The organism is Sphingomonas telluris, from assembly GCF_022568775.1.
In the GTDB taxonomy this organism is placed as follows: Bacteria; Pseudomonadota; Alphaproteobacteria; order Sphingomonadales; family Sphingomonadaceae; genus Sphingomicrobium; species Sphingomicrobium telluris.
This window is the reverse complement of record NZ_JAKZHW010000002.1, coordinates 700109-722085: the sequence shown is the minus strand read 5'-3', so window position 1 is coordinate 722085 and position 21977 is coordinate 700109. Positions and strand designations below refer to the sequence as shown.

At 64.9% G+C, this 21977-nt stretch carries 25 protein-coding genes; 12 read left to right on the top strand and 13 right to left on the bottom strand.

What is annotated here, in order from left to right; genetic code table 11:
• The first annotated feature begins 20 nt into the window (after positions 1–20).
• Genes pdxH through LZ016_RS14595 form a run of 5 tightly spaced genes read left to right on the top strand, consistent with a single transcriptional unit; the run spans position 21 to position 4078 of the window.
• Positions 21–596, top strand: coding sequence for a pyridoxamine 5'-phosphate oxidase (gene pdxH, locus LZ016_RS14615; protein WP_241448391.1), 576 nt, complete (start codon positions 21–23; stop codon positions 594–596).
• Entirely contained in the window at positions 593–1555 is a 963-nt protein-coding gene (locus LZ016_RS14610) for a cation diffusion facilitator family transporter (protein WP_436286373.1), read from the top strand. Before pdxH ends, LZ016_RS14610 begins: the two co-directional genes overlap by 4 nt.
• Positions 1552–2337 (top strand): PhzF family phenazine biosynthesis protein, encoded by a 786-nt coding sequence (locus tag LZ016_RS14605; RefSeq protein WP_241448188.1) that lies wholly within the window; start codon positions 1552–1554, stop codon positions 2335–2337. The genes LZ016_RS14610 and LZ016_RS14605 overlap by 4 nt, the downstream gene beginning before the upstream one ends.
• Positions 2334–3605, top strand: a complete 1272-nt coding sequence (locus LZ016_RS14600) for an APC family permease (RefSeq protein ID WP_241448187.1) — start codon at positions 2334–2336, stop codon at positions 3603–3605. Before LZ016_RS14605 ends, LZ016_RS14600 begins: the two co-directional genes overlap by 4 nt.
• Positions 3602–4078, top strand: coding sequence for a YybH family protein (locus LZ016_RS14595; protein WP_241448186.1), 477 nt, complete (start codon positions 3602–3604; stop codon positions 4076–4078). Before LZ016_RS14600 ends, LZ016_RS14595 begins: the two co-directional genes overlap by 4 nt.
• Here the strand turns inward: LZ016_RS14595 and LZ016_RS14590 are convergent.
• Genes LZ016_RS14590 through mnmA form a run of 3 tightly spaced genes read right to left on the bottom strand, consistent with a single transcriptional unit; the run spans position 4050 to position 6701 of the window.
• Complete coding sequence (locus LZ016_RS14590; protein ID WP_241448185.1) at positions 4050–5126, bottom strand: alpha/beta fold hydrolase; 1077 nt, start codon at positions 5124–5126, stop codon at positions 4050–4052. The genes LZ016_RS14595 and LZ016_RS14590 overlap by 29 nt on opposite strands.
• An 8-nt stretch (positions 5127–5134) precedes the next feature.
• The gene (locus LZ016_RS14585; RefSeq protein ID WP_277622782.1) at positions 5135–5599 is read right to left on the bottom strand and encodes an NUDIX hydrolase; all 465 of its coding nucleotides are present in this window, start codon (positions 5597–5599) and stop codon (positions 5135–5137) included.
• A complete protein-coding gene (gene mnmA / locus LZ016_RS14580) occupies positions 5583–6701 on the bottom strand; it encodes a tRNA 2-thiouridine(34) synthase MnmA (RefSeq protein ID WP_241448183.1) in 1119 nt (372 codons plus the stop codon). The genes LZ016_RS14585 and mnmA overlap by 17 nt, the downstream gene beginning before the upstream one ends.
• 408 nt (positions 6702–7109) lie before the next feature.
• On the opposite strand from mnmA, the gene sciP reads away from it, so the two are divergent.
• Together sciP and LZ016_RS14570 are read left to right on the top strand one after the other, a co-directional pair.
• Positions 7110–7409 (top strand): CtrA inhibitor SciP, encoded by a 300-nt coding sequence (gene sciP, locus LZ016_RS14575; protein ID WP_241448182.1) that lies wholly within the window; start codon positions 7110–7112, stop codon positions 7407–7409.
• Positions 7410–7577: 168 nt separating this feature from the next.
• Positions 7578–7829 carry a GlsB/YeaQ/YmgE family stress response membrane protein gene (locus LZ016_RS14570; protein ID WP_241448181.1) on the top strand — a complete coding sequence of 84 codons (252 nt, stop codon included), beginning with the start codon at positions 7578–7580 and terminating at the stop codon, positions 7827–7829.
• Between the two features lie 72 nt (positions 7830–7901).
• Here LZ016_RS14570 and LZ016_RS14565 read toward each other — a convergent pair whose 3' ends face one another.
• Positions 7902–8618: an SIMPL domain-containing protein gene (locus tag LZ016_RS14565; RefSeq protein ID WP_241448180.1), complete on the bottom strand. Its 717-nt coding sequence runs from the start codon at positions 8616–8618 to the stop codon at positions 7902–7904.
• Positions 8619–8702: 84 nt separating this feature from the next.
• Positions 8703–8963: a GlsB/YeaQ/YmgE family stress response membrane protein gene (locus tag LZ016_RS14560; protein ID WP_241448179.1), complete on the bottom strand. Its 261-nt coding sequence runs from the start codon at positions 8961–8963 to the stop codon at positions 8703–8705.
• Positions 8964–9172: 209 nt separating this feature from the next.
• Between LZ016_RS14560 and LZ016_RS14555 the strand changes: the two genes are divergently transcribed.
• Genes LZ016_RS14555 through LZ016_RS14540 form a run of 4 tightly spaced genes read left to right on the top strand, consistent with a single transcriptional unit; the run spans position 9173 to position 15270 of the window.
• Complete coding sequence (locus tag LZ016_RS14555; protein WP_241448178.1) at positions 9173–10363, top strand: efflux RND transporter periplasmic adaptor subunit; 1191 nt, start codon at positions 9173–9175, stop codon at positions 10361–10363.
• Between the two features lie 22 nt (positions 10364–10385).
• Positions 10386–13544, top strand: a complete 3159-nt coding sequence (locus tag LZ016_RS14550; protein ID WP_241448177.1) for an efflux RND transporter permease subunit — start codon at positions 10386–10388, stop codon at positions 13542–13544.
• A gap of 32 nt (positions 13545–13576) precedes the next feature.
• The gene (locus LZ016_RS14545; protein WP_436286372.1) at positions 13577–14845 is read left to right on the top strand and encodes a DUF445 domain-containing protein; all 1269 of its coding nucleotides are present in this window, start codon (positions 13577–13579) and stop codon (positions 14843–14845) included.
• On the top strand, positions 14842–15270 hold the full coding sequence (locus LZ016_RS14540) for a GNAT family N-acetyltransferase (RefSeq protein WP_241448176.1): 429 nt from the start codon (positions 14842–14844) through the stop codon (positions 15268–15270). Before LZ016_RS14545 ends, LZ016_RS14540 begins: the two co-directional genes overlap by 4 nt.
• A 3-nt stretch (positions 15271–15273) precedes the next feature.
• Here LZ016_RS14540 and LZ016_RS14535 read toward each other — a convergent pair whose 3' ends face one another.
• The 4 genes from LZ016_RS14535 to LZ016_RS14520 form a co-directional block, all read right to left on the bottom strand.
• On the bottom strand, positions 15274–15804 hold the full coding sequence (locus LZ016_RS14535) for a phytanoyl-CoA dioxygenase family protein (protein WP_241448175.1): 531 nt from the start codon (positions 15802–15804) through the stop codon (positions 15274–15276).
• Between the two features lie 134 nt (positions 15805–15938).
• Complete coding sequence (murA, locus tag LZ016_RS14530) at positions 15939–17222, bottom strand: UDP-N-acetylglucosamine 1-carboxyvinyltransferase (protein ID WP_241448174.1); 1284 nt, start codon at positions 17220–17222, stop codon at positions 15939–15941.
• Positions 17223–17266: 44 nt separating this feature from the next.
• A complete protein-coding gene (gene clpS / locus LZ016_RS14525; protein WP_241448173.1) occupies positions 17267–17599 on the bottom strand; it encodes an ATP-dependent Clp protease adapter ClpS in 333 nt (110 codons plus the stop codon).
• A 152-nt stretch (positions 17600–17751) separates the two neighbouring features.
• Positions 17752–18483 carry a phasin family protein gene (locus LZ016_RS14520; RefSeq protein WP_241448172.1) on the bottom strand — a complete coding sequence of 244 codons (732 nt, stop codon included), beginning with the start codon at positions 18481–18483 and terminating at the stop codon, positions 17752–17754.
• Between the two features lie 123 nt (positions 18484–18606).
• Between LZ016_RS14520 and gmk the strand changes: the two genes are divergently transcribed.
• A complete protein-coding gene (gene gmk, locus LZ016_RS14515) occupies positions 18607–19263 on the top strand; it encodes a guanylate kinase (protein ID WP_241448171.1) in 657 nt (218 codons plus the stop codon).
• On the opposite strand, the gene LZ016_RS14510 is transcribed toward gmk, so the two are convergent.
• From LZ016_RS14510 to LZ016_RS14495, 4 genes are read right to left on the bottom strand one after another with little or no spacing between them, the layout of a single operon-like run.
• On the bottom strand, positions 19260–19955 hold the full coding sequence (locus LZ016_RS14510) for an ATP12 family chaperone protein (protein WP_241448170.1): 696 nt from the start codon (positions 19953–19955) through the stop codon (positions 19260–19262). The genes gmk and LZ016_RS14510 overlap by 4 nt on opposite strands.
• Positions 19952–20182, bottom strand: coding sequence for a hypothetical protein (locus LZ016_RS14505; protein ID WP_241448169.1), 231 nt, complete (start codon positions 20180–20182; stop codon positions 19952–19954). Before LZ016_RS14505 ends, LZ016_RS14510 begins: the two co-directional genes overlap by 4 nt.
• Positions 20175–20849 (bottom strand): HAD-IA family hydrolase, encoded by a 675-nt coding sequence (locus tag LZ016_RS14500; RefSeq protein WP_241448168.1) that lies wholly within the window; start codon positions 20847–20849, stop codon positions 20175–20177. Before LZ016_RS14500 ends, LZ016_RS14505 begins: the two co-directional genes overlap by 8 nt.
• The gene (locus LZ016_RS14495; protein ID WP_241448167.1) at positions 20846–21967 is read right to left on the bottom strand and encodes an RluA family pseudouridine synthase; all 1122 of its coding nucleotides are present in this window, start codon (positions 21965–21967) and stop codon (positions 20846–20848) included. Before LZ016_RS14495 ends, LZ016_RS14500 begins: the two co-directional genes overlap by 4 nt.
• Positions 21968–21977: the final 10 nt, after the last annotated feature.

The following is a 21977-nucleotide window of genomic DNA, read 5'->3' as shown; positions in this document are numbered from 1 at the left end:
CCTAAGCCGCTGCCGTGTCCGTGACCAATCCCTTCGAGCTTTTCGAGCAATGGTTCGCTGAGGCCCGCGAGGCCGAGCCGAACGACCCGGACGCGATGGCTCTCGCGACCGCAACGCCCGACGGCCGCCCGTCCGTAAGAATGGTCCTTCTCAAGGGCTACGGTCCGGAGGGGTTCGTCTTCTACACCAACCTCGACAGCCGGAAGGGCGCGGAGATTGCGGCGAATGCGCATGCCGCTCTGCTCTTCCATTGGAAGTCGCTGCGGCGGCAGGTGCGCATAGAAGGTCCCGTCGAGGCCGTCAGCGACGCTGAAGCCGACGCCTATTTCGCCAGCCGGTCCCGCGATTCCCAGCTCGGAGCCTGGGCTTCGTACCAGTCGCGACCGCTCGATTTCCGCGCGACGTTCGAGAAGAGGTTCGAGGATTTCACCCGCCGTTTCGACGGCGAGGACGTGCCGCGCCCTCCGCGTTGGAGCGGCTTTCGAGTGAAGCCGGAACGGATGGAGTTCTGGACGGACCGCCCGCATCGCCTGCATGAGCGGCGGCTATTCTCGGCTGGCCCGTCCGGCTGGTCCGAAGGACTTTTATATCCATGAGCGGCGTTCATCATCACCATCATGGCCATGGCCATGCACACGGCGACGAGCGCTCCACGCTGACTTCGCGTGCGGCGATGGCGAGCATTTCGATGGCGATCTTCCTGATCGTGCTGAAAACCTGGGCCTCGATCGAGACCTCCTCGATGGCCATGCTCGGCTCCCTCGCGGACAGCGGCCTCGACCTGCTCGCCAGTCTCGTCGTGCTTGCAGGTGTGCGCATTGCGGCTCAGCCCGCCGACGACGATCACCGCTTCGGGCACGGCAAGGCGGAGGCCTTGGCGGCGCTCGTCCAGGTAATCCTGATCACCTTGTCCGGCCTGTTCATCGGCTACCGCTCGATCCAGCGGCTCCTGGCCGGCGCGGAAACGCAGGATGCCGAGCTCGGCATCGGCGTGTCGCTCGTCGCAATCGTCTTCACGATCGCGCTCATCACCTACCAGCGTCACGTCGTCCGGCGGACCGGCTCGGTCGCAATCTCGACCGACCGGCTGCATTACGCCTCCGACCTCGCTCTCAACGGGTCGGTCATCGTTGCCTTGGCGCTGGAGCAATTTGCCGGACTCACCGGAGCGGACGCTTTCTTCGGCGTGCTGATTGCTCTTTGGCTGCTGTGGGGAGCCTGGCAGGCGTCAAGCCACTCCCTGGATCAGCTGATGGATCGCGAGTGGCCGAGCGAACAGCGTGAACGCTTCCTCGCTGCCACGAAGGAATATCCTGAGCTCGCGGGCCTTCATGACCTGCGCACCCGGACCAGCGGGACGCATCATTTCGCGCAATTCCATGTTTGGGTCCCTGGCGACTGGACCGTCCAGCAGGCTCACGACAGCATGGACCGCGTCGAGGAAGAGCTCCGGGCGCGCTTCCCGGCGACGGAAATCCTCATCCACCTCGATCCCGAGGGCCACACGGACCGGGAAACCCTGCTCTCGTCGGAAATCACGGAGAAAGCGTCGTGACGGGAATTCCCTTCTTTCAGGTCGATGCGTTTGCCGAGCGGCCGCTGACGGGCAATCCCGCGGCGGTCATGCCGTTGGACCGATGGCTTCCGGACGACGTGATGCAGGCCATCGCGGCCGAGAACAATCTGGCGGAAACGGCCTTCACAGTACCGTCCGAGAGCGAGGATGCGGATTACGACCTTCGCTGGTTCACCCCGGCGGTCGAGGTACCGCTCTGCGGCCACGCCACCCTCGCGGCCGGACATATCCTCATCCATTCGGACGCCGTGCGCTTCAGCACCAAGTCAGGCATCCTGACCGTCACCCGGCACGACGATCTGCTCGAGCTGAATCTTCCCGCCGCGAAGCTTCACGAGGTAGAGGAGCCGGAGCTCTGCGCCGCGGTTGGCCTGAGCAATCGCCCCGTGTGGATCGCCCCACCCGGATTCAACGACAGCGCCATTCTTGAAGTCGAGAATGAAGCCGAAGTGCTGGCCGTCTCGCCCGACTTTGGCAAGCTGAAGCACATCCAGCGAATGGCGATCGTCACGGCGCGGGGCAACGCGCAGGACATCGCGAGCCGCGTATTCGTGCCTTACGCCGGCATCGACGAGGACCCCGTGACGGGCTCAGCCCACGGCGCGCTCGTGCCGTACTGGGCGGAGCGCCTCGGCCGCGCCAGCTTCACCGCTCTTCAGGCAAGCGCGCGCCGCGGCATCCTGCACTGCAGGCTCGAGGCCGATCGCGTCTCCCTCGGCGGAAATTGCTTCACGGTCGTCGTAGGTACGTTCCAGCTTTGAGCGAACCACACGGTCTCCCGCGCCGGATCGGTATCGGCGGGGCGCTGCTGCTTGCATTCAACGGCGCAATCGGCGCGTCGATCTTCGCTTTGCCGGGAATGCTGGCGGCCGACTTCGGAACCTCGGCGCCCTGGCTTTTCCCGCTTGTCGGCATCGCCTCGCTGCTGATCGCAATCCCATTCTGCCGATCGGTCGCTGCGTTTCCCGAGAGCGGAGGTCCGGCGACCTATGGTCGCGTGTTCGGCACGCTTGCCGGCTTCGAGCTTGGCTGGATCTATTACATCGCACGAGCGACCGCCTTCGCGGCCAACCTCAACGTCCTCATTTCCTATCTCGCGCGCTGGTGGGGCGCTGCGGACGGAGGCGCGACGCGGATCGCCCTGCTGCTCGCTTTCGTAGCCGCTTTCACGGCGATCAACGTGACTGGCGTGAAGTCGGCGATGCGCGTGTTGGGCGGGCTGACCTTGCTGAAGACCATCCCGCTCTTGCTCCTGGCCGCGGCTGCGTTGGCGCTCGCAGGCGCGCCTGCTCCCGGTCCCCTGCCGCCGGTCACGGAAATCGAGGCCGGCGTGCTGCTCGTCTTCTACGCCTTCGTCGGATTCGAGAATGCCACGGTCACGGCCGGCGAGACGAAGGACCCGAACCGCACCTTGCCCAGGGCTTTGCTGGGCACGATCGGAACGGTCGCCTTGCTCTACTTCTTCGTGCAACTCGCGTTCGTCGCCGTCTTTCCGAACGGCGTCGAAGAGGGCGCCGACGCGCCTCTTCTCGCGCTCGGCGAATGGCTGATGGGTCCCGTCGGAGCGCTCCTGATCGGCGTCACGGCCATCTTCTCGACCGCCGGAAACCTCCACAGCAATATGGCCGCAACACCTCGCGTCACTTTTTCAATGGCCGAGCGCGGCGAGCTGCCCACGTGGCTCGCAAAGGTTCATAGCGGTTTCGACACACCGGTTGCGTCGATCCTCTTCTTCGCCGCGCTTGTAGCTGCGCTGGCGGTCAGCGGAAGTTTCGTCTGGCTGGCCGTCATCAGCACGCTGGCGCGAATGATCGTCTATTCGGTCACCATCCTCGCGCTGCCTGGGGCGCCGGCGCGACCCGCACACATCAGCCCATCGCACTGGCTACTTGCGAGCATCGGCGTACTGGTCTGCATCGTCGTTGCCGCTCAGGCTGACGCAAAGGCTTGGCTGACGCTCGGAGCTCTCGCGGCTGCGGGCCTGCTCCTTTACCTCCTCGCCAGATTCTTCCGGAGCACCGAGGCATGAAGCACCTGTTCCTCGCCCTCCTGGCCCTCGCCGCCTTGGCCTCGCCCTCTGCCGCAGCGAGCCCGAAGTCAGAACGGGCGGCCATCCTCGCCACCGTCGCGCGCATGGAGGCAGGTTGGAATCGCGGCGATTTCCGCGGCTACATGGCGGGCTTCAGGAACCCGGACGTCGTCTTCATTTCCGGAGGCAAATTTCAGGACGGCTGGCAAGGCACGCTCGACCATTACGTCCGGGACTATGGCGGCTCGCCGGAACGCCGCGGGCAGCTCCACTTCTACAACATGAAGGTGGACCTGCTGGCGCCTGACGCTGCGATGCTGGTCGGCCAATACCGGCTTCAGCGCGGCGCCCGCTTGACCGAAGGCGTGAATACGCGTCTGTTCCGGAAGGTCGGCGGCAAATGGCTCATCACGATGAACCACGTCTCGGCCTACGACGTCGCGCCTACTGAGGTTGCGCCAGAAGCTCGCTGAGGTCGGCCTTCCAAAACTTCGCCCATGTATGGGTGCCGTGACCGCGGGTCTCGGCGCTCTCCGCAATCAGGCGGAATTTGGCGGTCGGCATGCGTTTCAGGGCTTGCTCGGGAACGGGCAAGTTGCGCGGATTGATGAAGTCGTCGGCCGAGTTGATCCACGTCACCGGAACCTTCATCGCCTCCAGCTTCGGCCACGGATTGTAGTTCCGCGAGGAATCGAGCTGGTAGATCGTGTCGTTGGCGTCGAGTTCCTTGATCGCTGAAGCCACCCGCTCTTGGGCGAAAGCCGTCGCCGCCGCCCGCGTCGGAAATTGCGACTGGTAATAGAGCGGCGCTGAGCCGGCGACGAAGAGCAGCGACTGCGCGGTCCTCAGCCCGAGCACTGGCTGCGCTGTGTAATTGCCGCGCTTCCAGGCAGGGTCCGCCTCGATCCCGTCGATCGCGAGCTGCCTCCACATGCGGTTGAGGCCCGCAATCTCGATCGGCTCGCACGCCAGCGGCATTAGAGCGCTGGCGAAGTTCGGATAGGTCTCCCCCCAGACGAAGCTGTGCATGCAGCCCATGGACGTGCCCATGATCAGCCGCATGTGCTGCACGCCGAGACCTTCGGTCAGCATGCGGTGCTGCGCCTCGACCATGTCGTCGTAATCGTACTTCGGAAATTTCATCCGCAGGCCGTCGGACGGCTTCGACGACTTTCCGTGGCCGATATTGTCGGGAAGGATGATCCAGTAGCGGCTGATGTCGAGGGGCTGGCCGGGACCGTATAGCTCGTCGGCGAATTGCGGCCGCAGGAACTGCTGCCCGGTGCCGCCGGTCCCGTGGAGCACCATAACGGCATTGTCGATCTGACCCGCCGCATTGCGGTGCGGCTTGCCGAGCGTCGTGTAGTGCATCCGCAGTTCCGGCAGCGTCTCGCCGCTGCGGAAGCGGAAGGCCTTCAGGACCACATCGCCTTCGCTCGTGGGCCAACTCTTCGCAGGGGAAGGGACAGGAGCCGCTTGAACGGGTTGGGCAGCAACAAGCGCCGCGAGGTACAGGATCATCGATCGCCTCATTTACGTAGTTTTTCGTCCAATGCGTCGAGGAGCGGCAACTGGCTGGGCAGCATGAGCTCGCGCGCTTCTTGCAGCGCCATCCAGCGCGCTTCCTCCACCTCCGGGAAGCTCTGGCGCTCACCGCTGCGCGGAGGCCATTCCATCTCGAACTCGATGCTGTTGATTGTCGAGCAGTCGAAATCGCCTTCGACAGCGAACGCCTCGACGATCTTTCCGCCGGCCTGACGCACCGTGGCCAGCGGAAAGGGTACAGTCGTCAACTTTACGCCGACCTCTTCCTCGAACTCGCGCAGGGCCGCTTCGGCGGGGGCTTCGCCGGGCTCGACCATGCCTTTGGGAATCATCCATGCGCCCGCATCCTTGTTTCGCCAGAACGGGCCGCCGGGTTTCACGAGGAGGACTTCGGTCTTTCCGCTGCGCTGCCGGAAAAGGAGGATGCCCGCGCTAGGCGGCGGCGGCATTCATCTGGCCCTGCTCCGCCGACACCGTCTCGGCGATCCAGCCGCCACCGAGCAGGCGCGTGCCGTCGTAGAAGACGGCCGCCTGTCCGGGCGCAACGCCATATTCCGGGCGCTCGAACTGCACCTGCTCACCCGCCAGCCGTGCGGGAACGGGCGGGGCGAGGGAGCGGACCTTTACCGCCACCTCGGCCTGATCTTCGCCGATCCAGTTCAGCTGTTCGACACGCATCGCCTCCACGGCCAGTGCGCGGCGCGGACCGACGACAAGGCGGCGCGCGTCCGGATCGATGCCGACGACGTAGAGCGGCTCCTTCTGTCCGCCGATCTCGATCCCGCGTCGCTGCCCGATCGTGAAGTGCACGACGCCTCGATGCGTGCCGAGCACATTCCCCTGCATGTCCACGATCTCGCCCGGCGCGATCGTTTCCGGGCGGAGGCGCTGCACCAGGCCGGCATAATCGCCATCGGGAACGAAGCAGATGTCCTGGCTGTCGGGCTTGGATGCGACGGCGAGGCCTTCCGCCTCGGCAATCCGGCGCACCTCCTTCTTGGGCAGGTCGCCGAGCGGGAAGCGCAGGAAATCGAGCTGCTCCTGCGTCGTTCCGTAGAGAAAATAGCTCTGGTCGCGCGCGGGATCCTTGCCCTTGTGCAGCTCGACGCGGCCGCCGTTGACGACGCGGCGCACATAGTGACCGGTGGCCAGGCAGTCTGCGCCCAACTCCTTCGCGAAAGCGACGAGATCGGTGAACTTCACCCCCTGGTTGCATAGCGAACAGGGCACGGGCGTTCGACCGCGCGCATATTCGTCGGCGAAACGGTCGATCACGCCGGTGCGGAAGCGGCTTTCGTAGTCGAGTACGTAATGCCCGAAGCCGAGCCGGTCGGCGACCGTGCGGGCGTCGTAAATGTCCTGTCCCGCGCAGCAGGACCCGGATCGCTTCACCGCCTCGCCGTGATCGTAAAGCTGCAGCGTGACGCCGATCACCTCAGCGCCCGAGCGCGCGGCGAGCGCGGCCACGACGGAACTGTCGACGCCGCCGGACATGGCGACGACGATCCGTGTTTCGCGCGGCGCGCGATCGAGGCCGAAATCGATCTGCATTGGAGCTATTTCGCCGCTCTTTACCTGAATTTCACCCCTCAGGGCTAGGCGGGAGTCGTCGGGGCTAGTGAGAGGGGATGTTTTGTCGCGGCGGGACTCGAATTTTACTGCTGCTGCGCCAGCCGAACTCGATGCTGCAGAGCTTGTCGCCGCGTTTGAGGCGCAGCTCGCCAGTGCACGCGGCGATCGCAGGGTGGCCATCGCCGCTCTCCTTGCTGCTGCACCGGGCTGGAGGGAGGCCCGCGATCTGCTCGGCGGCGCCTTCGCTGAAGGTCCTCAAGAGCGAGGGTTAAAGGACGATAAGGAAGCGTGAGGGCGATATTAACCAGCGCGTTTCAGAATATCTTCAACGGGCAGGGCTTAAGAGTAACGCCATCGCCAATGATTAAGCAGGTTTGACGGAAAGAGATGCTCGAGAACCAGAAGATTAGGCCGGCACAGGTAATCGGACCGCTCGGCGAGCCGCTGACGCTCGACAGCCTTCCGCCCGCGTCCACCACCCGCTGGGTTGTGCGCCGCAAGGCTGAGGTCGTCGCCGCCGTCGCGGGTGGCCTCCTGAGCGTGGACGAGGCGTGCGCACGCTACTCGCTGAGCCTGGAAGAGTTCACGAGCTGGCAGCGCGCGGTCGACCGCAGCGGAATGCCCGGCCTGCGCGTCACGCGGATCAAGCATTATCGCGATCAATACGAGCGCCAACAGCGCTATTAAGGATCGTTACGGGGCGGAATTCCTCTAGGAGTTCCGCCGCGAATTAACCAAAAAACTAGACAATTCCTTCCGAACCCGGAACAACGTGCGTGCATCGCGCGTCTAGATGCCGGACCGGGCCGCCCTGTTCCGAAATCGGCGGTCCACGATAACAGGAGGGAACGCTCAATGGGTATCATCATCTGGCTTATCGTCGGTGGTATTTGCGGTTGGCTCGCCAGCCTCATCATGCGGACCGACGCTCAGCAAGGGGTCCTGCTCAACATCGTCGTCGGCATCATCGGCGCCGTTATTGCAGGCCTGATTTTCGGTGGCAGCATCAACCAGGCGCTGACCGTCGAAACGTTCCTCTATTCGCTGATTGGCGCCGTTATTCTTCTGGCGATCGTCAATCTCATCAGACGCGGTTCGGTACGCTAAAAGCGGACTGCCGTATCCAATAAAAAGGCCGCCTGGGATTTCCCCAGGCGGCCTTTTTATTTGTCGCTTCGGCTATTGCAGGTCGAAGACCATCGAGACCGTCACTTCGAGCTTCTGGTCGCCCGGGACGATCTTCGTGTCCGCAGCCTGCGCGCGCGCTTCCATCATCACCGGCATCGGCGGCGGAACTGGGTAGCTGCGTCCGCTCTCGCTGATCGACACCACGCGGGCGACGCGCTTGCCGAGCGCGCGAGCATAAAGCTCGGCCCGCGCGCGGCCATTGGCGATCGCATTGGCGCGCGCCTCGTCCAGAGCTGCCTCCGGCTTGTCGATCGTCAGCGTTGGCCCGTTGATCTGGTTCGCCCCCTCGGCGACGAGCGCGTCGAGCACTTTTCCGCTGTTGCGAATGTCGCGGAAGCGGATGTTCACGCTGTTCGATGCGGAGTAGCCCGTGAGCTTCGGCGCCTGATTCTCGACGTACCGATATTCGGGATTTAGCGAGATGGAGCTCGTCTGGATATCGCGCTCGGCAACGCCCGCAGCCTTCAGGGCAGCGATGACCCCGTCCATGCGGGCCGCATTCTGCTGGAGCGCAGCGCTCGCGGTCTGCGAGCGCGTCACGACGCCGGCGGAGATGACCGCGACATCAGGAACGCGCGTCACTTCGCCGGTCGCGCTGACTTCCAGGCTGGTGCCCGCGATCGGCGGGACCTGGACCTGGACTGCCTGTGCTTGAGCGGCGGCAGGAACTGCAGCGGCGCAGATCGCCAGAGCGGTGGCGAACTTCATCATCTTTCTCCTCCTGAACCTTGGGGACAGGAGGTCTAACTCAACGGAAGCCTATGGCTGTTCCCTGAACAGCCGCGTCGTGAACTAGGCCCGGCGTCCCAGCACTAGCCGGTAGATCAGCAGGATGAGGAAGGCACCGACGATGGCGGCCAAAAAGCCGGCGCCCTCGTTCGGATTGTACCAGCCTACCGCGCGGCCGAGGAAACCTGCGAGCAACGCACCAGCGATGCCGAGCAGGATGGTGATGATACAGCCGCCCGGGTCGCGTCCGGGCATCAGAAGCTTCGCGATTGCGCCGGCCAGGCCACCGATGACGATCCAGCCGAGGATGCCGTAAGACTCCATGTTTTCGCCTTCCCCTTTGAGCCCGCAAAGTGCAGTGCGGCGCCGTAACAATGTCGCCTAACGCCCCTTGGCAAAGCAAGTGCCGCCGTTGGTCGAAAAACTATAGTTTAATCTGTGTTGCGCGTCTCAGTTGCGGGGACTGACTTATTCGCGTAATACAGTCCGCCGGACGCCGGTGGGATTCGCGAACTAGGGCGAAAGAAGTGGAAATGAATCGGGAATCGAGAGGGTTTTCTAGCTCTGACACGCTGGTTGTAGTCGACCGGTCGCGGCGGCAGCGGATGGCGCTGATCGCCGGCGTAGGCCTCATCGTTGTCGTTCTCGTCGCCGCATTCCTGATGATGCGTGGGGGCAAGGAAGAGTCTGCGCCCGCTCCGGGCACGCAGCAGGGCCAAGGCGGCGGCCAGAGACCGACCGTCACGGTCGTCGTTCCCGGACGCAGCGACGTCGCGCGCACCGTTACCGCGAGCGGCGCCCTTGCGGCGCGCCGCGACCAGCCGGTCGGCATTGCCGGCACCGGCGGCCGTGTGACGCGCGTGCTTGTCGACGCCGGAACGTGGGTGAAGGCCGGACAGGCGCTCGCCACCGTGGACCGCTCGGTGCAGGCGCAGCAGGCGGCTCAGCTCGCAGCGCAGGTGGACGCAGCGCGCGCTAATGCCGCGCTCGCTCAGAGCAATTACGAGCGCGCAGTTGCCCTTCAAGGGCGTGGCTTCGTGTCCAAGGCCGAGATCGATTCCAAGCGCGCCACCCGCGACGCGGCGAACGCCCAGGTCCGCGTCACGCAAGCCCAGCTCAACTCCACCCGCGCCGAGATCGGCCGCCTGGACGTCCGCGCTCCGGCAAGCGGCCTGATCCTCGCCCGGAACGTCGAGGTCGGCCAGATCGTCAGCCCCGGAACGGGCGCGCTCTTCCGCCTCGCCGAGGGGGGCGAGATGGAAATGAAGGCGAATCTGTCGCAGCAGGACCTCGTCTTCGTGAAGACGGGGATGCCGGCCAGTGTGACGCCGATCGGCCTCGACCGCAGCTTCACCGGCCGCGTCTGGCAGGTCGCACCGATGATCGACCCGCAGTCTCGTCAGGGCGAGGTTCGCATCATCGTTCCGTACGATCCCGCAATCCGTCCCGGCGGCTTCGCCGAGGCGCGCATCGGCGCCGGCGGAACGACCGCTCCGCTTCTTCCGCAGAGCGCGGTGCTCAGCGACGAGAAAGGCAATTACGTCTACATCGTCAACGCGAAGAACGAGGTCGAACGTCGCCCCATCAAGATCGGCTCGGTCGACGACAATGGCGTGACCATCGCCGAAGGGCTCAGCGGTCAGGAATCCGTGGTCCTCTCCGCCGGTCCGTTCCTGAACCCTGGCCAGAAGGTCGCGCCGAAGCGTCAAGCGGCCGCCCGGTAACCAGCAGTAGAAGCTCGACGTCATGAACTTCCGCAACATTTCCGCCTGGTGCATCCGAAACCCGGTCACGCCGATCGTTCTGTTTGCGGGACTGCTGCTCGCCGGCATCGTCGCCTTCATGCAGATGCAGGTGAACAACAACCCTGACATCGACTTCCCGGCGGCTCAGGTGAACATCTCCCAGCCCGGCGCCGCGCCGAGCGAGATGGAAACGCAGATTACGCAGCGCGTGGAATCCGCCATCCGCGGAGTGAACGGCGTCGAAGAGATCAACAGCTCGATCCGCGAGGGCAATAGCAACACCTTCGTCCAGTTCGAGATCGGCACTCCGACCGACCGTGCCGTGAATGACATCCGCGATGCGATCGCGCAAATCCGCGGCGACCTTCCGGAAGGCATCCTCGAACCGCAGATCAGCCGGATCGACATCGCCGGCGACCCCATCGTATTCGTCGCCGCCGAGACGACGGACATGAGCCTGGAAGAGCTCAGTTGGTACGTCGACAATACGGTCGCCAAGCGTCTGCTGGGCGTCGAAGGCGTTGCCGCCGTTTCCCGAGAGGGCGGCGTCGACCGGCAGATCCGCGTCATCCTCGATCCCGCGGCGCTGCAGGCGCAGGGCATCACGGCGGCGCAGGTCAACCAGCAGCTTCGCCAGACCAACCTGAACGCCGCGGGCGGCCGGGCCGAGATCGCCGGCTCGGAGCAGTCGGTGCGCGTGCTGGGCAACGCGCGCGACGCTTACGAGCTCTCGCAGACCCAGATCTCGGTCCCCGGCGGACGCACCGTTCGCCTCGCCGACCTGGGCACCGTCAAGGACGCCTATTCGGAGCAGCGCACGATCGCGAAGATGAATGGCCGGCAGGTCATCAGCTTCAACGTCCAGCGGTCGAAAGGCTCGTCCGAGGTGACCGTCTACGACGACGCCTGGAAAGAGCTAAAGAAGATCGAGAAGGACGACCCGCGCATCCACTTCTCGGAAATCTCGAACAACGTCGACTACACCAAGGCCCAGTACAAGTCGGCGATGGAAGGCCTGTGGGAGGGCGCGGTTCTCGCGGTCCTCGTCGTCTTCCTCTTCCTCCGCGACATCCGCGCGACCTTGATCTCCGCTCTCGCAATCCCGCTCTCGGCCATTCCCGCCTTCTGGTTCATGGACCTGATGGGGATCACGCTGAACGGCCTCTCGCTGCTCGCGCTCAGCCTCGTCGCAGGAGTGCTCGTCGACGATGCGATCGTGGAGATCGAGAACATCGTCCGTCACATGCGCATGGGCAAATCGGGGTATCAGGCGTCCATTGATGCGGCCGACGAGATAGGTCTCGCGGTGCTGGCTACGACCATGTCCATCGTCGCGGTCTTCCTGCCCGTCGCGCTGATGCCGGGCATCTCGGGCCAGTTCTTCAAGGCGTTCGGCTTCACCGTCGTCATCGCCGTGCTGATGAGCTTGCTCGTCGCCCGAATGATCACCCCAATGATCGCGGCCTATTTCCTCCGCGCCAAGGGCATCCAGCCCCACGCGTCGGGCCTTGTCATGGATAAGTATCTCGACATCCTGAAGTGGAGTCTCAGCACGAAGAAGTCGAGCGCGTACCGGGAACGCCATCCGGGCCCGGTTCACGCCGTCCTGTCGCTGTTCCGCGATCACCGCATCTGGATGGTCGGCGCCGGCACCTTGCTCTTCCTGTTCCAGGGATTCCTGTTCGCGACTCTTTCGATGACGTTCCAGCCGCCGCTGAACTTCGACTTCTCGAACGTTCGCATCGGCATGCCGCCGGGCTCAACGCTCAAGCAGACCGAGGAAGTCGTCGATCGCACGGCCAAGATCGTTCTCAAGGATCCCGACGTGGATCGGGTGTTCGAGCGCGTCTACGTCGGCTCGGGCTACGTCAACATCGTCCTCAAGAAGGATCGGAAGCAGACTAGCATCGAATTCGAACGCAGCCTGACGCCGCAGATCTCCGCGATCCCAGACGCCCAGGTGAACTTCCTTAGCCAGAACGGCGGCGGACCCGGCGGCGCTTCGCGCGACATCATGCTCTACCTCGGCAGCGACAATCCGGAGCTGCTCTACGCCACCGCGAACAAGATCGCGGACGAAATGCAGAAGCTTCCGGGCCTTCGCGCTCCCCGAGTGGCGGGCGACCTCGTCCGGCCGGAAATCACGATCAAGCCGCGTTTCGATCTCGCCGCCGACCTTGGCGTGACGACGACGGCGCTCAGCCAGACGATCCGCATCGCGACCCTCGGCGACATCGAGCAGAACAGCGCCAAGTTCTCGCTCGCCGACCGCCAGGTGCCGATCATGGTCTCGCTGGCGGAGAACGATCGCCGCGACATCGCCACGCTCGAGAACCTGCCCGTTCCGACCTCGAACGGCGGCTCGGTGCCGCTCAAGGCGGTCGCGGATATCGGCTTCGGGGCGGGTCCCACGACCGTCCAGCGCACGAACCAGATCCGCCGCATTGCGGTGGGCGCCGATCTCGCACCGGGCCAGGTCACGGGCGACGTCTGGCCGAAGGTCAACGATCTGCCGACGGTCAAGAACCTGCCGCGCGGCGTCAGCAAGCTCGATCTCGGCGATCAGAAATGGCAGGCCGAGATGATGAAGAACTTCTTCATCGCGCTCGGTTCGGGGGTGCTGCTTGTCTTCGCGGTCCTCGTGCTGCTCTACCGGCGCTTCCTGTCCCCGTTCGTCAACATGGGATCGCTGCTGCTCGCACCATTGGGTGCAGCGATTGCGCTTCACCTCACGGGCAACCCGCTCTCGCTTCCGGTGTTCATCGGCATCCTCATGCTGTTCGGGATCGTCGCGAAGAACTCGATCCTGCTGGTCGACTTTGCCGTAGAAATGATGAACCACGGCATGCCGACGGACGAGGCGATCTACGAAGCCGGCCACAAGCGTGCGCAGCCGATCGTCATGACGACCGTCGCCATGGTGGCGGGCATGCTGCCGATCGCCCTGTCGCTCTCGGGAGACTCCAGCTGGCGTGCGCCGATGGGTGTCACGGTGATCGGAGGCCTGATCTTCTCGACGGTGCTAACCCTGCTGCTCGTTCCGGCCTACTTCTCGATCGCCATCGACATCGAGCATTGGATTGCGCGCAAGTTCCGCAAGTTCGTCGGTGAGGAGGCACATCGCACTCCCTCGGGACAGGCGCCGCAAGCAGCGGAGTGAACCGACGCCCAAGCTCGTCTATTGATGAGCCCATGGATGCGACGCCACAGCGCTCAGCCCTGACGCGGTTCAACCCGGCCCAGCCGGGCGCCGCGGGGATGAAGGTTGCCGCGACGGGCCTGCTGGTGCTCATGGCGGCGCTCTTCGCCGTCACTCGCGCGCTCGAGCCTCGATATCCGTGGCTCGGCTTCGTGAAGGCCTTTGCTGAGGCGGCAATGGTCGGCGGCCTCGCCGACTGGTTCGCGGTCACGGCTCTGTTCCGCCACCCCCTTGGCCTCCCAATCCCGCACACGGCGATCATCCCGCGCAACAAGGACCGCATCGGCGAGGCGCTGGCCAACTTTATTCGCGAGAACTTCCTGACGCCGTCGGTAGTGGCGCGGCGGATGAGAAACATCGACGTTGCAGGAGCGGCCGGCCGCTTCCTCCAGACGCCTGCCGGCGAAGGTACCAGGATCCGCGCAGGCGCGTCGCGGCTCATTGCCGACGTGTTCGAAAGCCTCGACGACGAGCGCCTGGGCGGCATCGTCAAAGGCGCCGTGGCCACTCGCCTCCGCAAGATGGAGGTTTCTCCCCTTCTCGGCCACGCGCTGGCCTCGGCGATCAACGAGGATCGTCACGTGCCGATGCTGGAGGCGGCAATTCGCTGGATGGCGCGTGCGCTCGACGCCAACGAGCCGCTGATCCGCGAGATGGTGCACAAGAAGGCCAATTGGGTCCTGAAGCTTGCCGGGCTCGACGAGAAGCTTGCCGACGCGATCGTCGACGGCCTGCGCAAGCTGACGGTGGAGATGTCGACCGACCCCGCTCATCCGGTACGGATCAAGGTCGAGGAGGCCTTGGCGCAGCTCGCGAACGACCTGCAGACGCGCCCGGAAACTCGCGAGCGCGTGGAGACGCTCAAGGAGCAGCTCCTAGACAACCGCTCGGTCAGCTTGTGGCTCGACGCCCTGTGGCAAAAGGGGCGCGAGGCGATCATTCGGGCGGCCCGGAACCCCGATGCAGTGCTCGCCGGAAAGCTCGGCGAAGTCATGCGTTCGATGGGCGGCACGCTCGAAAGCGATCCGCGCATCCGCACCGCCATCAACCAGTTCGCTCGCCGCGCCGTCGTGGGCATGTCCGCCAGCTACGGAAGTTCCATCGTCAAGCTGGTCTCGGAAACGATCCGCAGCTGGGATGCGGGGACCGTGACGACGCGCCTCGAATCCGCTGTGGGCCGCGATCTTCAGTACATCCGCATCAACGGCACCATCGTCGGCGGGCTGGTGGGCGTTGCAATCCACGCGCTGGACACCTTGTGACGGTCGCCATCCGGGACGCGCAGCTTGCCGACGCCCCACGCCTGACCGAGCTGATCATCGAACTCGGCCATCCGATCGAGGAAGCTCAGGTCCGCGCGAACCTGGAATTGCTCAGCGAACGGAGCCCGCTCCCCTTGGTCGCGACGACCAACGGCGAGGTCGTCGCAATGTGCGGTCTCTCCGCGATGGTGACGGTCCATCGCGACGCTCCCGTGGGTCGCGTCTCAGTCATGATCGTCGCGGAAGCGCATCGCGGTCGCGGCATTGGCGCGCTGCTCATCGCGGAAGCCGAAAAGCGGCTCGCGGCGCTCGGCTGCAAAATCCTCGAAGTCACGAGCAACGTCCGCCGCGAACGCGCCCACCAATTCTACGAGAAGCTCGGCTACGAACGGACGAGCTACCGCTTCATGAAGCGGCTGGCTTAGAAGTCAGCCGACCCCCAGCCACCGCAACTCACCCGGAAGCTCTTCCGCGGCGTAATCGACCTGAAGGACGCGCCGTCTGCCCGGCTGACGCACTGCGTCTGACGCATGGAGAATGGCAGTGCGATAAAGCCAGACATCGCCCGCGTTTGCGACGCATGCGAAGCTTCCGCACTGCTCCGCTACCCGCTCAATGTTGCCTTCTGGAATTCGACCCAGTCGATGCGAACCGGGAGCGATCAGGAGGGGTGCATTTGTCTCAGGCACTGGATCGAGGTGGATTCGCGCGGTCAGCATGTTTTCGATGAAGTTGAAAGGCGGCTCGACGTGCACCGCTCCTGACTTAGTGTTCCAGTTCAGAAAGCCCTCCGTTTCGACCCGCTGGCGCACCGCGATCGTCCGATCCTGATGCCAAGGCAGAGCCCAATTCGCTTCGTGCGTCTTGTCGAAAAGGATGGCTCGGACGGGCTGGGCCATTTCACCGAGAATGTCGCGAACATTTGCAGCGACCGGTCCGGTTGCCAGCCAAGCGGCCAACGACGGATTGCTGAAAATACGTTCGCCCGGCCCGGTAGCCCCCGGAAGGAGTCGCTTCAGAGCCTCAAGCGCATTCGAGTCCAGCCGGTGCGGGAACCGCTGAGCTCCGTCGGCTTCCACCTCTAGGCCCACGGTTAGCCCGCGGTGCGGCGCTCGATCGTTGCTCCGACGGCGCTGAGCTTTTCCTCGAGGCGCTCGTACCCGCGGTCGAGGTGGTAGACGCGCAGCACCTCGGTTTCGCCTTCGGCGGCGAGGCCAGCGAGGATGAGGCTCATGGATGCACGAAGGTCGGTCGCCATGACTTCGGCGCCCGTCATTTTCTCGACGCCGTGGACGACGGCGGAACGGCCGTGGATGTCGACTTCCGCGCCCATACGGCGAAGCTCGGGGACGTGCATGTAGCGGTTTTCGAAGATCGTCTCTTCGAGGAAGCTCTGGCCCTCAGCGCGGCATAGCATGGCCATGAACTGCGCCTGCATGTCCGTTGCGAAGCCGGGGAAGGGGGACGTGGATAGTGCCAGCGGCTTCAATCCGCCGTTCGCGCTGACCTTGATGCCGCGATCGTGGAATTCGATGACGAGCCCGGCTTGCGCGAGCGCGTTGAGGGTGGCCTGCATGTCGTCGGGACGCGCGCCGAGGAGATCGACCGAGCCGCCCGTGATCCCTGCGGCGCAGGCATAGCTGCCCGCCTCTATGCGGTCGGGCATGACTTCATACGTGGTGCCGTGGAGCCCCTCGACCCCCTGGATGATTAGGTGGCCAGACCCGATGCCCTCGATCTTCGCGCCCATGGCGACGAGCAGATTGCAGAGGTCGACGATTTCGGGCTCGCGAGCGGCGTTGAAGAGCTGCGTGCGGCCGTTCGCGAGGACTGCCGCCATGACAGCATTTTCGGTCGCGCCGACAGAGACGACCGGGAAGCTGTAATCGCCGCCGGTCAGCCGGCCCTTCGGCGCGCTGGCCTTCACATAGCCAGCCGCAAGCTCAATCTCCGCGCCCATTGCCTCGAGCGCCCTCAAATGGAGGTCGATCGGACGATCGCCGATGGCGCAGCCGCCCGGCAGTGAAACGGTGGATTCCCCGGCACGCGCCAGCATCGGCCCGAGGACCAGGATCGAGGCGCGCATCTTGCGAACCATGTCATAGGGCGCGACCGTCGAACTCAGCTCGCTGGCCTGGAACGTCACTTTGCGGCCGAATTCGCCCTTCTTGACGCCCGCGACGCTGGTCGACACGCCGAGCTGGTTCATCAGGTGGCTGAAGCTATCGACATCGGCGAGCCGAGGCAGGTTCGCGAGCGTCAGCTTTTCTTCCGTCAGCAAGGCGCAGGGGATCAGGGTCAGCGCGGCGTTCTTCGCGCCGGAAATGGGGATTTCACCCTGAAGCGTATTGCCGCCGCGGATCCAGATGCTGTCCATCGGCGCCGTTTAGCGGGAGTCGGCCCCCGCGCAAGGGAGGGGAACTACGCCTTCTCCAGCGTGCACTGCAGCGGATGCTGGTTCTCGCGGGCGAAGTCGATCACCTGGCTGACTTTCGTCTCGGCTACCTCGTAGGTGAAGACGCCGCAGACGGCGATGCCCTGCTGGTGAACCTGCAGCATGACGCGGGTCGCGTCTTCGATATCCATGGTGAAGAAGCGCTGGAGGACGAGGACGACGAACTCCATAGGAGTATAGTCGTCGTTCAGCATCAGGACCTTGTAATTGGAAGGCTTCTTGGTCCGCGGACGCGTGCGCGTCGCTACGCCGGTGTCGACATCGCCGATCCCACCGTCATTGTCCGGGTCTTCGCCCATGGTCCAACGCATACCAGTCACAGCAATAAGATATGGCAACCGCTAAACTCACCGCAAGGCGGGATGATGCGGATCGTGCCCAAAAAAAAGACGGCCGCCCGGGAGAGAGGTGGGCGGCCGTCTGTCACTGCCTGAACAGGAGGGGAGAGGCGTCAGGCAACGAGCTGGTTGATGCGCTCCGCATTCAGCGTGGCGCGGTTCTGGATCGGCTGGATGGCCTCACCAGCAAGCTTCACGAACGATTCCGTGAGGCGCGAGCTCTCCGCGACGAAGCGGTCGAACTGCGCACGGGCGAACTCGCTCTGCAGCTGATAGAATTCCGTCGGCGACTTCGCCTCGGCGAGAGCGCGGACCGCGTCGGCCGCCTTCTCGATGCCTTCACGGCTGGTCTCGACGACGTCCTGGCCGATCGAGCGGGCGCCTTCGACGGCGATCTTGCCGGCATCGACAAGCGCTTCGACGTTCGCCTTGCTGACTTCGGCCAGCTCCTCGACGGCCTTCTGCGAACGCTTCACGGCCTGCTGGCCACGCTCACCGGCTTCATTGAACAGCGCCTGGAAGGGAGCTGCGGTGGGGAGGTTGCCAAACGAGGCAAACCAGTCGTTCGAATTCTTTGCCACGGTATTGATCCTTTCCTTGGCCACGCGCGGCTTAGCGGCAGCGGCCTTCTTGGTGCGGCGCGGCTTCGCGCGGCGGGTGGTCTTCGCAGCTGCAGCAGGAACAACCTTCGCCTGGCGCTTCGTGCGGCGGGCGGCGGTCGCAACGCGGCGGCTGCTCTTAACGGCGGTGGCGGTCGCCTCGTTCGCAGCTTCGCCAACAGCCTCAGTCGCCTTTACAGTGGCGTCCGCGGTTGCGTCGATCAGCGTCTGGGTCTCGTCTGCCATCACCAATAATCTCCTTTTGTGCGGTGCAACATAATCTGTTGCGGCGCAGCTTTCAAGAATGAATTTTGTGCAGTGCAACAAGCCACCGCTTGACGGCCACGGGTGGCCGGACCAAGAGCGGCCATGGACCTAGTTGACGCCGATCAATCGACCCGCCGCCGCCGCGGCCTCCTGATCGTCCTCTCCTCTCCTTCCGGTGCCGGCAAGACGACGATCTCGCGCATGCTGCTGGAGTCCGATCCCGAGATTTCGATGTCGGTCTCCGCGACGACCCGTCCCATGCGCCCCGGCGAGGTGGACGGCGTGGACTATCATTTCGTCGACGATGCCCAGTTCGACCAAATGATCGCGGCCGGGGAGTTCGTCGAATGGGCGCCCGTGTTCGGCTACCGCTACGGAACGCCGAAGAACCCCGTGAAGGCGTCCCTCAAAAAGGGCCGCGACATCCTGTTCGACATCGACTGGCAGGGAGCGCGCCAACTGGAGCCGGACTTCGGCGAGCATCTAGTCACCATATTCCTGCTTCCGCCGTCGCTGACGGAGCTGGAGCGCCGCCTCCGCGCCCGGAGCACCGATTCCGAGCAGGTCATCGCCGACCGGATGCGCCGCGCGGCTGACGAGATCAGCCATTGGGCCGAATATGAGTATGTCCTCGTCAACGACGACATGGACGCCTGCCTTCGGAAGGTCCGTGCGATTGTCACCGCCGAGCGCTCGAAGCGCACCAGCCAGATCGAGCTGAACGCCTTCGTACGCGACCTCATCGGGCCGCAGCACTAGCCGTCCAGCGAGTCCAGGAAGCGCGCCGCGGCGAAGAAGTCGCTACGGCGGTTCTCCAAGGCGGCTTCGGCCTCGGCGTCTGACCCCCATTGCTCGAGTTGCCAGCGCTCATCGAGGCTGACGGCCCTCCACGCATCTTCCACCGAAAGGCCGCCCTCCAGGATCGCCAGCGCGGCGATGAGAGACCCGCCGATCGTCACTAACGGCGAGAGCCCGGACAAATGGAAGGCGTCGAGCGCGGCGACGGCATGGGCGAGCTGCTCGACTGTCGCAGCGGGCTGATCGACATGCAGGATGCCCGACGTCGTCCGGAAGTCCACGTCGAACCGCCGGCGAGCCCAACTCAGGAGCGCGTCCCAGCTCTCGGCCTGCCGCTCGACGAGTTCATGCGGTCCTTCGGCCCGATAGCAGGCGAGGTCGCCCTCGGCATATTTGGCAAGACCGGCAGCGAACGCCTGCCGGTCCGGCGCAACCCGATCGATTGCCGCATTCGCAAGCCCGGTCAGCGGCATGGTGCGCGGGTCTATTCTCTCGCCCACATCATTCCATTCGGAAGCGATTGCCTCGGCGAGCTTCGCCGTTGGAACGGTCAGAAGCTCCCGAGCAGGTGTTCTCACGGGCCGTCCATCCAGCTCGATCGTCCAGCCGCCGTCCTTGGCTACGGCTTCGGCGGTCTTCCAGAATCGCTTCACGGCCGCTCGCTGTCCTGCTGTTCCCAGACCTTCTTGAGCACCCGAGGAGCGAAGACGGCATCCAGCGTACCGATTACGGCCAGGATTGCACCGACGGCCGGCCAGCCGCCCTCACGCAGCAAATCGGTGTAAATGATGGCGACCCCAAGGAAGAAAGTCGCGAGGCCGACCAGCCGCACGAGCATGAAGAGGTGGAACCGGCGGCGCCAGAGATCCTCGTCAGCCACAGAGGCGCTCATGCACGCGGGGCAGGAGAGGCAAGACGCCGAGCGGCTCGTCGGCGACGGCCGCAGCGCCCGCTTCCACCAACTCCGCGGCGTCGTGGTAGCCCCAGGCGGCACCGATCCCGGTGGCTCCGGCCGCCACAGCCATGGCCATGTCGAATGCCGTATCGCCGATCACGACCGTCGTTTCCGGGGCGGCGCCCGCATCAGCCATGGCCTGATGGACCATCGACGGATGGGGCTTCGAAGGATGACGGTCTGCCGTTTGGAGCGAGATGAAGCGCTGATTGTAGCCATGGCAGTCGAGGCAATGCGCAAGGCCACGGTCCGACTTGCCCGTTGCGACCGCGAGCAGCCAGCCATCGACTTCCAGCGCATCCAGGAGCTCCGGGATGCCTTCGAACAGCGGCTCGTCGACGCGGCCTTCGTGACGCGCCCGCTGGAAATGACGCTTGTAGCTTTCGGCCAGCGCCCGATGCTGGTCGTGCTCAGCGTCCGGCAGCAGAGCCGCCATCGCCTCGACGAGGCTAAGGCCGATGACCTTCCGGCTTACGTGCAGCGGGGGAACGTCTAAGCCGTGCTCCACGAACGTGTCCGCAAGCGCGGAGGCAATGTTCGCCCCGCTGTCGACCAGTGTTCCATCGCAATCGAAGACGGCGAGACGGTTCACCGGCGGCCCTTCGGCTTGCCCGAGGCCCCGCGCGAGCGGCGTTCGCCTCTGCGCGCCTGCCGACGCTCCTTGGCGGCCGCAGCGACGCGCTTCTTTTTCACAGCGGGCGATTGCGAGGGCTTCGGCTGGTCCAGCGACATCGTTTCGCCATGCATCAGCTCGAAGCCTAGCGTGCCGAGGCTTTCCGCCATGTGCGGCGGGAGATCGGCAGTGACGTCGACTGTTCCACCGCCGGGAGCATCGACGCGGAGCCGCCGGGCGTGGAGATGCATCTTGCGACTGATCCCGCCCGTCAGGAACGCTTCCGCTCCGCCGTACTTCGCATCGCCGACAATTGGATGTCCGATCGCCGCCATGTGCGCGCGGAGTTGGTGCGTGCGGCCCGTCAGCGGCTGGAGCTCGACCCACGCAGCGCGATTGCCCGCGCGGTCGATCACCCGCCAGCGGGTCTTGGCGGGGAGGCCGTTCTCCTCGTCGATATGCATCTTCTCGCCGCCCGTGCCCGGCTGCTTGGCGAGCGGAGCGTCGATCAAACCCTCGTCGCCCGACGGAACGCCGACAACGAGCGCCCAGTAGACCTTTCGCGCCGTGCGGCCGGAGAAAGCCTTCGAGAAGTGCCCTGCCGCGCGGGCGCTACGTGCAACGAGCAGCGCGCCCGACGTGTCCTTGTCCAGCCGATGCACGAGCTTCGGACGATTGCCCGAATCGTCGGCGAGCCCGTCGAGAAGCCGATCGAGATGGTGGTGCGTCTTCGTCCCACCCTGCGTGGCGAGGCCAGGCGGCTTGTTGAGGACGAAGGCGTGCGCATCGCGGTGGATGACCATGTCCCGCACCAGCTCTTCTTCGTCGTCCGTCAGAGGCTCGCGCTTGCGCTGCGGCTTGGGGTTGTGCGCCGGTGTCGCTTCCGGCGGTGGATACTGGATGGTCTGCCCCGCCTCGATGCGATCGCCGGGCGTCGCGCGCTGCCCGTTGACGCGCAGCTGCCCCGTCCGCGCCCAGCGCGAGACGATGTTGAAGCTGATGTCCGGGGCGTTCCGCTTGAACCAGCGGTCCAAGCGGATGCCGTCATCGTCCTCGGCGACGACGAACGTCCTTGGCTGTGCTCCGCGGTCCTGCATTGGCAGCGAC

Excerpts from the sequence above, each read along its gene's own strand:
- LZ016_RS14610 (WP_436286373.1), top strand. The coding sequence starts at position 593 with ATGAGCGGCGTTCATCATCACCATCATGGCCATGGCCATGCACACGGC.
- LZ016_RS14595 (WP_241448186.1), top strand. The coding sequence starts at position 3,602 with ATGAAGCACCTGTTCCTCGCCCTCCTGGCCCTCGCCGCCTTGGCCTCG.
- LZ016_RS14590 (WP_241448185.1), bottom strand. The coding sequence starts at position 5,126 with ATGATCCTGTACCTCGCGGCGCTTGTTGCTGCCCAACCCGTTCAAGCG.
- LZ016_RS14585 (WP_277622782.1), bottom strand. The coding sequence starts at position 5,599 with ATGCCGCCGCCGCCTAGCGCGGGCATCCTCCTTTTCCGGCAGCGCAGC.
- mnmA (WP_241448183.1), bottom strand. The coding sequence starts at position 6,701 with ATGCAGATCGATTTCGGCCTCGATCGCGCGCCGCGCGAAACACGGATC.
- sciP (WP_241448182.1), top strand. The coding sequence starts at position 7,110 with ATGCTCGAGAACCAGAAGATTAGGCCGGCACAGGTAATCGGACCGCTC.
- LZ016_RS14570 (WP_241448181.1), top strand. The coding sequence starts at position 7,578 with ATGGGTATCATCATCTGGCTTATCGTCGGTGGTATTTGCGGTTGGCTC.
- LZ016_RS14565 (WP_241448180.1), bottom strand. The coding sequence starts at position 8,618 with ATGAAGTTCGCCACCGCTCTGGCGATCTGCGCCGCTGCAGTTCCTGCC.
- LZ016_RS14560 (WP_241448179.1), bottom strand. The coding sequence starts at position 8,963 with ATGGAGTCTTACGGCATCCTCGGCTGGATCGTCATCGGTGGCCTGGCC.
- LZ016_RS14555 (WP_241448178.1), top strand. The coding sequence starts at position 9,173 with ATGAATCGGGAATCGAGAGGGTTTTCTAGCTCTGACACGCTGGTTGTA.
- LZ016_RS14550 (WP_241448177.1), top strand. The coding sequence starts at position 10,386 with ATGAACTTCCGCAACATTTCCGCCTGGTGCATCCGAAACCCGGTCACG.
- LZ016_RS14545 (WP_436286372.1), top strand. The coding sequence starts at position 13,577 with ATGGATGCGACGCCACAGCGCTCAGCCCTGACGCGGTTCAACCCGGCC.
- murA (WP_241448174.1), bottom strand. The coding sequence starts at position 17,222 with ATGGACAGCATCTGGATCCGCGGCGGCAATACGCTTCAGGGTGAAATC.
- clpS (WP_241448173.1), bottom strand. The coding sequence starts at position 17,599 with ATGGGCGAAGACCCGGACAATGACGGTGGGATCGGCGATGTCGACACC.
- LZ016_RS14520 (WP_241448172.1), bottom strand. The coding sequence starts at position 18,483 with ATGGCAGACGAGACCCAGACGCTGATCGACGCAACCGCGGACGCCACT.
- gmk (WP_241448171.1), top strand. The coding sequence starts at position 18,607 with ATGGACCTAGTTGACGCCGATCAATCGACCCGCCGCCGCCGCGGCCTC.
- LZ016_RS14495 (WP_241448167.1), bottom strand. The coding sequence starts at position 21,967 with ATGCAGGACCGCGGAGCACAGCCAAGGACGTTCGTCGTCGCCGAGGAC.